Here is a 12,740-nt window from a genome sequence, read left to right on the forward strand (position 1 = left end):
GGCAGCGGCCCGAGGTGTATCTGGATGTCGGCGTGGTAGGTTGTCGCCGTGGCCGGGAAGTGCCCGAAGTGGGCAGCGAGCCCCTGGACCATCTGCTGGTGACGATGGCGGTGGCCCGAGGTGTGTCTGGTCGTCGAGGTGGCAGGTTGTCGCCTTGGCCGGACGGTGATCGAGGCGGCAGAGCGGCCGATGAGGGTCTGTCGGCGACGGTTGCTGGAAGCCCGAGTTTTTTCCGGGCGTCGGTGATCATGGCATTGCCGAAAAGGGTCGGAGCGGGCAGCTAGGTTGTCGACCGTCAGTGGGCCATCTGCTGGCGAGGGCTGGTGGAGGCCCGAGGTACGTCCGGGTTTCGTGGTCATGGCGTTGGCGGAAGGGACCGGAGCGGGCGGTAAGCCTTTGGCTGTCAGTGGGACGTCTGTTGGAAGGCCGTGTTTTGTTCGGGTGGGGCATTTCGCCTGCTTCGGGGAAAATCACCCTGTTGCCGTGCTTTCGGAGTCTGGTGTTCCTGTCCTGCCGTTGGTCCCCGGAACCATCCGGGAGATCGAAGGAGATGGGGGCAGGTCAGATGAACCCTGTCGGGCAGGATGCGGATATGCAGAAGGCGGCCTTTCGTGTTGAAAGACCGCCTTGTAAAGTTTTTCCGGTTTTTGCCGGTTCGGATCAGTCCAGCCAGTCGGGAATGCGGTCCAGACCGATCAGGTCGTCAATCGACTGACGCGGGCGGACGATGGCGAAGTCGTCGCCCTTGACCAGAACTTCGGGCGTCAGGGCACGGGTGTTATAGGTCGATGACATCACCGCACCATAGGCACCTGCCGACATGACTGCGACCAGATCGCCCGGTTTCAGATCATCGGGCAGTTTGCGATCCTTGCCGAAGGTGTCACCGGTTTCGCAGACCGGTCCGACGATATCGACGGTGGCCTGTTTGTCGCCTTCACCCTGTTCATCGACCGGGATGATTTCGTGATAGGCGTTGTAAAGGGTTGGCCGGATCAGATCGTTCATCGCGGCATCGAGAATGACAAAGCGTTTGGCCTCGCCATCCTTGATATACATGACGCGCGAAATCATCACACCGGCATTGCCTGCGATCAGGCGGCCCGGTTCGAGCGTGATGTGGCAGCCAAGGTGACCGACGGTTTCACGCACCATCTGGCCATAGGCATCGGGCAGGGGCGGCGTTTCGCCCTGATAGGCAATGCCAAGCCCGCCGCCAAGATCAAGATTGCGGATATTGATGCCTTCGGCGCGAAGCTTTTCGACCAGCCCGGCAAGGCGGGTGAATGCCTCCCGGAAGGGGGCGAGATCGGTGAGCTGTGATCCGATATGCATCGCAATGCCGGTGACCTCGATCCCGTCCATGGCGGCGGCCATGCGGTAAACCTCGATCGCGCGGGTCCAGTCGATGCCGAATTTGTTTTCGGCCTTGCCGGTGGCGATTTTTTCATGGGTTTTGGCATCGACATGCGGGTTGATGCGGATCGCGATCCGGGCCTTTTTGCCCATGTCGAGGGCAACCCGGTTGAGTTCTTCAAGCTCGGGGATGCTTTCGACATTGATCTGGGCGATATCGGCATCAAGGGCTTCGCGCATTTCGGCATCGGCCTTGCCAACGCCGGAAAAAATGACTTTGCCCGGGGCGACACCGGCGCGCAAGGCGCGGCGCATTTCACCAACCGAAACCACGTCGGCACCGGCACCCAGTTTGGCCAGCGTTTTCAGGACAGCCTGATTGGAGTTTGCCTTGATCGCATAGCAAACCGTAGCATCAAGCCCGTCAAACGCACTGGCATACACCTTGTAATGACGTTCAAGGGTGGCGGTGGAATAGCAATAGAACGGCGTGCCGACTTTTTCGGCAAGCTCGGGGATGGAAACGCCTTCTGCGTGAAGGACGCCATCAATATATTCAAAATGGTTCATTGTGCCGGATATGTCCGTGGATATTTGTTGCCTTCGTCGGTCGGTGGTTCAAGCGGGCCTTTTTTGCCGCAGGCGGCAACAGACAGGCCGAGCATCACCGCCAGTACGATCACTGTGCTGCGTTTAAAGATCGGGTTGCTCATTTCAGGAACCTTTCCTTTGCCGCCGCGACCTGTTCCTTCACCCGGACCGGGGCGGTGCCGCCAAAGCTTTGACGGGCGCTGACCGATGCCTCGACAGTCAGGACATCGTAAACGGCGTTGGTGATTTTCGGTTCGATCCCCTGAAGGTCTTCGAGCGAAAGCTGATCGAGATCGCAACCCTTGCCCTCGGCAAGTTTCACGGTCGCACCCACCACGTGATGGGCATCACGGAACGGCATGCCAAGTTCGGCCACCAGCCAGTCGGCAAGATCGGTTGCGGTGGTGTAACCCGCACCGGCAGCCGCACGCATGTTGTCCTTGTGAACCTTCATGTCGGCAATCATGCCGGTCATGGCGGCGACGCAAAGACCCAGATGGTCGTGGGCTTCGAATACCGGTTCCTTGTCTTCCTGCATGTCCTTGGAATAGGCCAGCGGCAGCCCCTTCATCGAGAGCATCAGCGAGTTGTAACAGCCAACGATACGGCCGATTTTGGAGCGGATCAGTTCGGCAGCATCGGGGTTGCGTTTCTGCGGCATGATCGAGGAGCCGGTGGAAAACTTGTCCGACATGCCGACAAAGCGGAACTGTGCCGAACACCAGATCACCATTTCCTCGGCCAGGCGCGACAGGTGCATCGCCGTGATCGATGCCGCGTTCAGATATTCCAGCGCAAAGTCACGATCCGACACCGCATCGAGCGAGTTCGCGGTCGGACGATCAAAGCCAAGCGACGATGCCGTCATGTGGCGGTCAATCGGATAGGGCGTTCCGGCCAATGCGGCCGAACCCAGCGGGTTTTCATTGGCGCGCGTGCGGCAATCGGCAACGCGGCCACGGTCCCGGCCAAACATTTCGACATAGGCCAGAAGATGATGGCCAAAGGTGACCGGCTGGGCGGCCTGAAGGTGGGTAAAGCCCGGCATGATGGTTTCGGCATGGGTGCCGGCCTGTTCAACCAATGCTTCCTGAAGGCCCTTGAGCCCGGCTTCAAGATCGGCCAGTGCCACGTCGCGGACCCAGAGTTTGAAATCGGTCGCGACCTGGTCATTGCGGGAGCGTGCAGTATGCAGGCGACCGGCCGCAGGACCGATCAGACCACGTAGGCGGCTTTCGACATTCATGTGGATGTCTTCAAGGGCGGCAGAGAAGGTAAACTGGCCGCTCTCGATTTCTTGAAGGATCTGGTCTAGACCCGCGACTATTTTCTCGCCATCTTCTGCGGGAATGATCTTCTGCTTGACCAGCATGGCGCAATGGGCTTTGGAACCCTGAATGTCCTGGGCATACAGGCGTTTGTCAAAGCCAATGGAAGCATTGATTTCTTCCATGATGGCGGACGGGCCCGCTTCAAAGCGGCCTCCCCACAGGGCGTTGGCATTTTTCTGGTCGGTGGCGTTTTGATCGGTCATTGTGATCCGCAAGCGTTGGAAAGGTGAGTATTGTGAAGGCACTGCTTCGTTACGTAAAACTGGGCGTGATTGTCGCCATATCGGCCATTTATGCAAGCCCTGCCTTTGCAGATACGCAATTGCCGCAAGAACTTTCGAAAATGGATACCGCACCTGATAGCACAAGCCTGCCGGAAAAGGCGGTTTTCATCGAAACGGATGGCAGCGAAAGTGACCTTAAAGACCTGAAAGGTCAGGTTCTTTTGGTCAATCTTTGGGCGACATGGTGCGCACCCTGCATCGAAGAAATGCCCGATCTTGATCGACTGGCGTCCGAAATGGAGGGCAAGCCGTTTCGCATTCTCGCACTTAGTCAGGATCGCGGCGGGGCGGAAATCGTGCAGGAATTCTTTGATGAAAACGGAATCGGCAATCTTGATGTCGTGCTTGATCCGCGCGGGGCGACCGCACGGGCCTTTGGCGCACGCGGCCTTCCGACCAGTTTCGTGATTGATGCCAACGGGCAGGTTATTGGCAAGCTGGAAGGCACGGCCAAATGGGATGCCGACGGGGTGATCGACTATTTCAACAGCCTGATTGATGCCGCGTCCTGATCTGGATCAGGTGCCGGTATCTTGTTCCAGAAGCGATAAAACCTGATCAAGGGTCGGGGCGGCATCGGCCGCACCATAGCGCGTGGTCGCCAGTGCCCCGGTCGCGCAGGCAAACCGGACGGCATCGCGCAAGGACCGTCCTTCATGCAGGGCAACGGCCAGCCCGCCGTTAAAGCAATCGCCCGCTGCAACCGTATCAATCGCCGAGACATCAAATGGCGGGACCATCCCGGACTGATCGCCATCTGAATAAAAGGCGCCCTTTGATCCCATTTTGATGATCGCGATACGTGCCCCCATTTCGCGCAGTTTTGCGGCTGCCTGATTGGCGGTTTCAAGGTTATCGGGAAGAATGCCGGTCATGGCGAAACATTCGCTGCTGTTGGGGGTGACAATATCGGTTAGCGCCATCAGATCCCGCAGAACAACCCGGTCGGGTACCGGTGCCGGATCAAGAATGATGGTGGCCCCGGCGTCACGGGCATATTTCATGGCGCACGCCACGGCGACGACGGGGCATTCGAGCTGCACGAGCAGATACGTGCAATGTTCGAGGAAAACCTGTTTTTCGCGGATGTCGGTGCGGCTCATGGTCATGTTGGCCCCACCGGCCACCGTGATGATGTTTTCCCCGGCATCGTCGATTGATATCAGGGCGGTTCCGGTCTGAGCATCCGTCGTCTGGATCAGCTGGTTGGTATCAAATCCTTCGATTTTCAGCGTTTCAATCAGGCTGCGCCCCAGAACATCATTGCCGATTTTGGAAATGAAAACGGGTTTCTGTCCCAGACGGGCCACCGCAATTGCCTGATTGCAGCCTTTGCCGCCGGGGCCGGTGATGTAATCCTTGGCCGACACGGTTTGGCCGGGTTTGGGCAATTCGGCAACGCGGGCGGCAAAATCGATATTGGAACTTCCGACAATGGCAATGGTCATGGGTTATCCGATTGGCAAATTTCTAATACCTTTTGCTGATATTGGCATCTTTTGAAGTGATTAAAGAACCCGGTGCAACATTTCAGGTGAAATGCATCACACCGCAAAAAACCGATCAGGTGGGGCAAAAGGTATCAGTCTGGTGGCGTGGATCAGGCGGGTTGGAATTCCTCGCGGAGCGCGGAATAGATGCGTTTGAATTTGGCAAATCGCGGTTGATAGGCCGCGTGTCTGTTCATATCGGGCTCGATCACTTCTTGGATCGCCGGTTTCTGACAGACATCTTCGACCGTTTCGTTATCGAGCGCCAGCCGCCCCAGACGGGCCGCGCCAAATGCCGGGCCCTTGGCCGCCCCTTCGTATCGGGCAAGCGGGCAGCCCATGATATCGGATATCAACTGAATCCAGTATCGGCTGCGCGCACCGCCGCCAATGACACCGGGCAATTCGCAATGCGTTCCGGCGGCATGCAGGCGCGATTGTCCGTCCAGAAGGGCAAAACCGACCCCTTCGAGCACGGATTGCACCATTGTTTCGCGAGATGTGTCACTACCAAGGCCAAAGAACACGCCGCGCGCATAGGGATCGTTATGCGGGGTCCGTTCGCCATTAAGGTAGGGCAGGAACACAACATCCGACGGGGCCTTATGCCCGGCTTCGGTGCGTTGCAGCAATGCGCCGATATCCTTTTCGCCCAACAGGTTTGCCGCCCACAAAAGGCAGCTTGCCCCGTTGAGCAATACCGCCATCTGGAACCAGTGCTGCGGCACGGCATGGGCGAAGCTGTGCAAAAGTTCCTGGGGTTTCGGGCGATAACGGTCCGATGCGACGAAAATCTGTGACGAGGTGCCAAGCGAAATGAAGCCGTCGCCATGGCTGACCGCGCCGACACCGATGCCACCGGTCGCGGCATCTCCGCCGCCGCCCGCAACAATCACGGTCGGTTTCATGTCCCAGCGGGCGGCCAGTTCACCGCGCAGATGGCCGGTGGGATCGCTTCCTTCGACAAGGCGGGGTAATTGGGCGATATCCATGCCGGTTGCGGCAATGGCGTCAAAATTCCAGCTTCGGCTTTCTTCATCAAGCCAGAGTGTGCCTGCGGCATCCGACATTTCGGTGACCTTTTCGCCGGTCAGGCAGAAACGGATGTAATCCTTGGGCAGCAGGACGGTTTTGATTTGGGCAAAGATTTCGGGTTCGTGTTTGCGCAGCCACATCAGTTTGGGCGCGGTCATGCCCGGCATGGCGACCACACCGGCACGCGATGGCAGATCGGGCAGGGCGGCCTGCAATTCATCGCATTCGGCCTTGGCCCGGCCGTCATTCCACAGGATCGCCGGACGAAGCGGTTTGTCATCGGCATCAAGGATCACCGCACCGTGCATCTGGCCAGACAGGCCAATCGCGCGAACCGCGGCAAGGGCGGCGGGATTGGATGCCTTTAACTGATCCATCGCCGTGCAGGTCGCAGCCCACCAGTCATCCGGGTGCTGTTCGCTCCAGAATGGTTTGGGGTTGCTGAGCGTCAGGGGCACATCTGTTTCGGCGACGGTGACCGAATGTTCATCCATCAGAAGCGCTTTAACGGCAGATGTACCGACATCTATTCCGAGAAACATGTGGGACGGCCTCCTGGATTCTTTTTGGTCTTGGTTTCTTATGGGTCATCATAGCAGGGCAATTTCTGATCGAAAGATCAAAAGCTTTGCACGTCGGTTAAATCATGAAGGAGGGGGTATGCCCCCAATGCAAAAAGGCCACCGCAGGGATGCAGTGGCCTTTTGAATTTTTGATCCGGCGATGATCAGCGGGTCGGAACCGGCTCGTCGCCGCTATAGTCATAGAAGCCGCGACCGACCTTGCGGCCGAGCCAGCCGGCTTCGACATATTTGACCAGAAGCGGGCAGGGCCGATATTTGGTATCGGCCAGACCATCATGCAGGACATGCATGATCGACAGGCAGGTATCCAGACCAATGAAATCGGCCAGTTGCAGCGGCCCCATCGGATGGTTCGCGCCAAGGCGCATGGCATCGTCGATGGACCGGACATTGCCGACACCTTCGTAAAGCGTATAGATCGCCTCGTTGATCATCGGCAGCAGAATGCGGTTGACGATGAAAGCCGGGAAATCTTCGGCACTTGCCGTGTCCTTGCCCAGTTTCTTGGTCAATTCATGAATGGTGCGATAGGTCGGCTCGTCCGTGGCAATACCACGGATCAGTTCGACCAGCTTCATCAGCGGCACCGGATTCATGAAGTGCATGCCCATGAATTTCGACGGGCGGTCTGTATAGGAAGCCAGACGCGTCACCGAAATGGACGATGTGTTGGTCGCAATGATGGCTTCGGGACCCAGAACCGGACACAGAGCCTTGAAAATCTGTTTCTTGGTCTCTTCGTTTTCGGTTGCGGCCTCGATCACGAGATCGCAGTCAGACAGGAAGCTGTAATCCGTACCCGTGGTAATCCGGGCAAGGGCCGCTTCTTTCTGTGCCTCGGTAATCAGGTCTTTCTTGACCTGACGATCCATGTTCTTGCCAATCAGGCCAAGCGCCTTGTCGAGCGCCTCTGCCGATACGTCAAGCAGTCGGACGTCGTAGTCGGCAAGCGCAATCACATGAGCAATCCCGTTGCCCATCTGACCGGCGCCGATTACGCCAATGGTCTTGATATCTTCAAGCGAAGCCATTTGTTCCCCACTCATCCCCCAGGGTCAAAACAAGGTCAGAACAACGTTCTTTAGATTGTTCTGACCCTAGATGGGATCTGATTATTTGTCGAGTTCGCTCGCCAGTGCGGGAAGGGCCTCGAACAGGTCCGCGACAAGACCGTAATCGGCAACCGAGAAGATCGGCGCTTCTTCGTCCTTGTTGATCGCAACAATGACCTTACTGTCCTTCATGCCGGCAAGGTGCTGAATCGCACCTGAAATGCCTACCGCAATGTATAGCTGCGGTGCAACAACTTTGCCGGTCTGGCCGACCTGCCAGTCGTTCGGGGCGTATCCCGCATCGACTGCGGCACGCGAAGCGCCAATGGCAGCGCCGAGTTTATCGGCAATCGGTTCGATCAGGTGGAAGTTCTCGCCCGAGCCCATGCCGCGGCCGCCAGAGATGACAACACTGGCTGCGGTCAGTTCCGGACGTTCCGACTCGGTCAGTTCCTGGCTGACAAAAGCGGATTTTCCGGCATCTTTCGCAGTTGCGATATCTTCGATCGATGCAGAACCGCCTTCGGCCGCGACCGGATCAAAGCCCGTGGTACGGACCGTGATCAGTTTCAGGCTGTCTGACGACTGAACGGTTGCCATCGCGTTACCGGCATAGATCGGACGGACGAACGTATCGGCACTTTCGACATCGGTGATGTCGGAAATCTGCGCGACGTCTTTCAATGCTGCAACGCGGGGCATGAAGTTTTTGCCCGTGGTCGAAGCGGCCACTAGAACGTGGCTGTAATCACCGGCCAGTTCATTGACGAGACCGGCGAGGTTTTCAGCCAGGAAATGGCCATAGGCCGCGTTATCGGCAACCAGAACCTTCGAGACGCCCGCCACCTTTGCGGCCGCATCGGCAACCGCACGGCAGTTTTCGCCAGCGACCAGAATGGTGATGTCGCCACCGATTTTCTGTGCGGCGGCAACGGTATTGAGCGTTGCGCCCTTCAGTTCGGTATTGTCGTGTTCGGCAATAACAAGAATGCTCATTTGATCGGCCCCCGCTTAAATCACTTTGGCTTCGTTGCGAAGCTTGTCGACAAGCTCGGCGACGCTGGCAACTTTTACACCTGCCTGACGTGCCGGCGGTTCCGTCATTTTCAGGGTTTTCAGGCGCGGCGCGGTGTCGACACCAAGATCAGCGGGGCTTAGCGTATCAAGCGGCTTTTTCTTGGCTTTCATGATGTTGGGAAGCGACGCATAGCGCGGCTCGTTCAGGCGAAGATCGGTGGTGACGATTGCCGGAAGATCGATCTTGATGGTTTCAAGGCCACCATCGACTTCGCGGGTGACGTCAAGCTTGCCATCGGCAACGGCGACCTTGGACGCGAACGTGCCCTGCGGCCAGTCCAGAAGGGCGGCCAGCATCTGACCGGTCTGGTTGGCGTCGTCATCAATTGCCTGTTTGCCGAGGATCACGAGATCCGGGCTTTCCTTGGCAACGACTTCCTTGAGAAGTTTGGCAACGGCAAGCGGTTGCAGTTCGTCGTCGGTTTCGACCAGAATGCCGCGATCGGCACCCATGGCAAGGGCGGTACGCAGTGTTTCCTGACACTGTTTCACACCCAGCGATACAGCGACCACTTCGGTCGCGGTGCCGGCTTCCTTGAGGCGGACGGCCTCTTCAACGGCGATTTCGTCAAACGGGTTCATGGACATTTTGACGTTGTTCAATTCAACGCCAGACTGGTCCTGTTTGACACGGATCTTGACGTTGTAATCCACAACGCGCTTAACGGCGACAAGAACCTTCATGACAGACCTGTTCGTTTTTGTTGTCGAAGCTATGGGCTTGCTGCGTTCTGCCGGGGCAGTCCGCAGTGGGGCCCGATGTTACTGTTTTCCCCGCGATGCACAATAGGGGGTGCTACGGGGCTTGTCAATTTACGTAAAGAGGTTAACGTTAACGACAACTTCTTTACTGAAATTCTGAAGTCTCGGGCTGCCTTGATACGCAACCGAACCCTGAAAAGACAGGGGTTTGTTCGAATATTTGCCTAGCGGGTCAGGCCGGGTTGCCACAGGATATCGTCCTTGCCACCATTATTGGCATGGCGGGCCAGAACGAACATATGGTCCGACAGGCGGTTGATGTAACGCACCGCTTCGGGGTTGATCGCCTCGATTCCCGAGAGCTCCACAATCAGCCGTTCCGCGCGGCGCGATACGGTGCGCGCGACATGAAGCTGGGCGGAAAGGGCGCTGCCGCCGGGCAGGACAAAGGATTTCAGCGGATCAAGGCCGGCATTGATCGCATCGATTTCGCTTTCCAGCCGCCCGGTCTGTTTGGGTGTAATGCGAAGGGCCGGGCGTTCCGGGTTGTCGTCGCTGCCATCACCGGGCGTGCACAGATCGGCACCAAGATCAAAAAGGTCGTTCTGGATGCGGGCGAGCATATCATCGACATCGCCACTCGCATGCAGGCGGGCAACCCCGATCACCGCATTGGTTTCGTCCACCGTGCCATAGGCCGCAACGCGAATATCGTTTTTGGCAACGCGGGTGCCATTACCAAGGGCGGTTTTGCCCTTGTCGCCGGATTTGGTGTAGATGCGGGTCAGTTGAACCATCTTGAATTCCGTTGTCCTGATGCGTGACTTTCGGGGTGGATCATCGGCAGCCTATTTACCCAGCGCCATGAAGGACAGGATGACCAGAAGCAGTAGGGCGATCCCCTGTACCAGTACGCGAAGCTGCATCAGCTTGTTGGATTTTCTGGCATCCTTGCCACGTGCCATGGTGATGATGCCAAGCACCAGAATAACCGCGACCGCGGCCATCGCGATCAGAACGCCAATCTGTAAAAATCCAGCCATACCGGACTACTCCTTTGTGCCGCCCTTGCGGGTGTGATGTGCCGGGCGGGGCGACATGCTGCGTCAAACTGCGGGCGGGGGCAAGGTCGCAGATCGAAAAATCTTTGCGATTTCCGATGACTGGTTCCTATAGCCGTATCCTAGGGTTGGCCTGATGGCGTGAAATCACGCCGGTCAATCCGAAGCTTTTTGATCCGCGATGCCAGTGTTGTCGGCTTTACATTCAAAAGGGCCGCTGCGCCATCGGGGCCGAAAATCCGGCCGCGTGTGGTTTCAAGGGCGCGGATGATATTGTCATATTCGTGTTTGCGTCGGTCATCTTCGGTCAGGATTGCCGATTGGGGGCTTGCCTGATCACGCGCGGGGTTGGCATTGCCATGGTCGGTTTCGCGGCGATTGGGTTCGGGCAGGTCAAAATTCAGTTTGCCGTCGCGGGCCAGAATGGCGGCACGTTCGATGATGTTTTCAAGTTCGCGCGCATTGCCGGGCCAGTCATATTTCATCAGGCTTCGGACCTGACCGTTGGTGAGCGTCAGTTGCGGGATGTTCAGCCGCTGGCAGATATTGCGCAGGAAATGTGTCGCCAGGGGCGGAATATCGTCAGGCCGTTCGCGAAGGGGCCGGCATTCGATGGGGAACACATTGAGGCGGAAATACAGATCTTCGCGGAAGCGGCCCAACCGGACTTCTTCCTTGAGATCGCGGTTGGTGGCGGCCAGTAGCCTTACATTGACCTCGCGCGTGCGTTCCTCGCCGATGCGTTCGAATTTCTGATCCTGTAGAACGCGCAAAAGCTTGCCCTGTAGCTCCAGCGGAATTTCGCCGACCTCGTCCAGAAATAGCGTGCCGCCATCGGCCAGTTCGAACCGCCCGACGCGATCGCGCACAGCCCCGGTAAAGGCACCGCGGACATGGCCGAAAAACTCGCTTTCGAACAGTTCATGGGGGATGGCGGCACAGTTCACGCGGACCAGAACGCGGTCGCGCCGGTGGCTTGCCTGATGGATGGCGCGCGCGATCAGTTCCTTGCCGGTGCCCGATTCCCCGGTGATCAGGACGTTGGCATCGGTGGGGGCGACCAGATCAATCTGTTTAAGCGCACTATTGATTGCCTCGGACTGGCCGATGATTTCGTGATGGTTGTTGGTCGAGAGGATTTCTTCCTGCAGATAGGCGTTTTCAAGTTCCAGCCTTTCGCGCAGGCGGTCGACCTCGGCCAGGGCCGCATGCAGCTTTTCCTCGGCAATCTTGCGTTCGGTGATATCGCGAAACACGATCACAGCCCCGATCACCAGCCCATGATCGCGGATCGGGGTGGAGGTATATTCCACCCGGATCGGTTTGCCGTCGCTGCGCCAGAAAACCTCGTCATCAACGCGCCGGACGATGCCTTCGCGAAACGCATTGTAAATCGGGCAATGTTCGGCGTGGTAGGGATCGCCATTGATATGCGAATGGTGGATGATCGAATGGATTTCCTTGCCCACCAGTTCCTCGGCCGTCCAGCCCAGCATCCGTTCGGCAGCCGGATTGACGAAGGTGGTGATGCCGTCGCTGTTGACCCCATAGATGCCTTCGCCCGCCGCCCCCAGTATCAACTGGTTTTCGCGTTCGATTTCACGGAAAAACCGTTCGGCCCGCCGCCATTCGGCAATGCCTTCGCGCAGGTAATTATCGGCCTCTGCATCGACGTCGCGGCGGTGGCGGGCATCAAGATCGCACAGGATGATGATCAGGTAATCCTCGCCCTCCCAGTGCAGGGCGCGGGCTTCGTGTTCAAGCTGGATTTCGGTGCCGTCCGCATGCATCAGGTTAAGGCCCCGCGTCCAGGCAAAGCCGTGATAAAGGGCGGCCTGACTGAACACCACAAGGCTTGGCACCTGCCCCTTGTGCAGGCTGCTCATGGCGGTGGATTTCAGATCGGAAATGCTGCGGCCCAGCAAGTTCGCCGCCGCCTGATTGGCAAACATGATGCGATCACTTTGCGGATGCACCAGCAAAGTCGGATGAATATGCGATGCAAGCGCCTGTTGATACAGGGCGTCCGAAACCGTTGGGGGTGGCGGGTTTGCAATCTGATCCATCATGATCGACCTACGATATTTCGTAAATATGGTTACGAAATATCGTAAATTACGAAATTTCGTATGACCCGAGATTGCGCCTGTTTCGGGCCAAAGTCCAGTCTTTCCCTA

Annotated in this window: 13 protein-coding genes; 2 read left to right on the top strand and 11 right to left on the bottom strand. The window is 57.7% G+C overall.

Going from position 1 to position 12,740, the window contains the following annotated elements:
* Positions 1-284 (top strand): hypothetical protein (locus tag TH5_RS25910; RefSeq protein ID WP_208638488.1); only part of this gene is annotated, 284 nt, incomplete at its 5' end.
* A 376-nt stretch (positions 285-660) separates the two neighbouring features.
* On the opposite strand, the gene lysA is transcribed toward TH5_RS25910, so the two are convergent.
* Genes lysA through argH form a run of 3 tightly spaced genes read right to left on the bottom strand, consistent with a single transcriptional unit; the run spans position 661 to position 3,481 of the window.
* Entirely contained in the window at positions 661-1,926 is a 1,266-nt protein-coding gene (lysA, locus tag TH5_RS19030; RefSeq protein ID WP_114123185.1) for a diaminopimelate decarboxylase, read from the bottom strand.
* Positions 1,923-2,069: an LPS translocon maturation chaperone LptM gene (lptM, locus tag TH5_RS25360; protein ID WP_147250134.1), complete on the bottom strand. Its 147-nt coding sequence runs from the start codon at positions 2,067-2,069 to the stop codon at positions 1,923-1,925. The genes lysA and lptM overlap by 4 nt, the downstream gene beginning before the upstream one ends.
* The gene (gene argH / locus TH5_RS19035) at positions 2,066-3,481 is read right to left on the bottom strand and encodes an argininosuccinate lyase (protein WP_114123186.1); all 1,416 of its coding nucleotides are present in this window, start codon (positions 3,479-3,481) and stop codon (positions 2,066-2,068) included. Before argH ends, lptM begins: the two co-directional genes overlap by 4 nt.
* 32 nt (positions 3,482-3,513) lie before the next feature.
* On the opposite strand from argH, the gene TH5_RS19040 reads away from it, so the two are divergent.
* The gene (locus TH5_RS19040; protein WP_114123187.1) at positions 3,514-4,074 is read left to right on the top strand and encodes a TlpA disulfide reductase family protein; all 561 of its coding nucleotides are present in this window, start codon (positions 3,514-3,516) and stop codon (positions 4,072-4,074) included.
* 6 nt (positions 4,075-4,080) lie between these two features.
* On the opposite strand, the gene rbsK is transcribed toward TH5_RS19040, so the two are convergent.
* From rbsK to TH5_RS19080, 8 genes are all read right to left on the bottom strand, one after another.
* On the bottom strand, positions 4,081-5,010 hold the full coding sequence (gene rbsK, locus TH5_RS19045) for a ribokinase (RefSeq protein ID WP_114123188.1): 930 nt from the start codon (positions 5,008-5,010) through the stop codon (positions 4,081-4,083).
* Positions 5,011-5,162: 152 nt separating this feature from the next.
* Complete coding sequence (gene xylB / locus TH5_RS19050; RefSeq protein ID WP_114123189.1) at positions 5,163-6,629, bottom strand: xylulokinase; 1,467 nt, start codon at positions 6,627-6,629, stop codon at positions 5,163-5,165.
* Between the two features lie 185 nt (positions 6,630-6,814).
* Complete coding sequence (locus TH5_RS19055) at positions 6,815-7,702, bottom strand: 3-hydroxybutyryl-CoA dehydrogenase (protein WP_062948428.1); 888 nt, start codon at positions 7,700-7,702, stop codon at positions 6,815-6,817.
* An 81-nt stretch (positions 7,703-7,783) separates the two neighbouring features.
* Positions 7,784-8,719: an electron transfer flavoprotein subunit alpha/FixB family protein gene (locus TH5_RS19060; RefSeq protein WP_062948426.1), complete on the bottom strand. Its 936-nt coding sequence runs from the start codon at positions 8,717-8,719 to the stop codon at positions 7,784-7,786.
* Between the two features lie 15 nt (positions 8,720-8,734).
* The gene (locus TH5_RS19065; RefSeq protein ID WP_114123190.1) at positions 8,735-9,484 is read right to left on the bottom strand and encodes an electron transfer flavoprotein subunit beta/FixA family protein; all 750 of its coding nucleotides are present in this window, start codon (positions 9,482-9,484) and stop codon (positions 8,735-8,737) included.
* 242 nt (positions 9,485-9,726) lie between these two features.
* On the bottom strand, positions 9,727-10,299 hold the full coding sequence (locus TH5_RS19070) for a cob(I)yrinic acid a,c-diamide adenosyltransferase (RefSeq protein ID WP_114123191.1): 573 nt from the start codon (positions 10,297-10,299) through the stop codon (positions 9,727-9,729).
* Positions 10,300-10,350: 51 nt separating this feature from the next.
* On the bottom strand, positions 10,351-10,545 hold the full coding sequence (locus tag TH5_RS19075) for a twin transmembrane helix small protein (RefSeq protein ID WP_062961271.1): 195 nt from the start codon (positions 10,543-10,545) through the stop codon (positions 10,351-10,353).
* 140 nt (positions 10,546-10,685) lie between these two features.
* Positions 10,686-12,629, bottom strand: a complete 1,944-nt coding sequence (locus tag TH5_RS19080) for a sigma 54-interacting transcriptional regulator (RefSeq protein ID WP_114123219.1) — start codon at positions 12,627-12,629, stop codon at positions 10,686-10,688.
* Positions 12,630-12,740 lie beyond the last annotated feature (111 nt).

This window comes from Thalassospira xianhensis MCCC 1A02616 (genome assembly GCF_003326475.1).
GTDB classification, from domain to species: domain Bacteria; phylum Pseudomonadota; class Alphaproteobacteria; order Rhodospirillales; family Thalassospiraceae; genus Thalassospira; species Thalassospira xianhensis.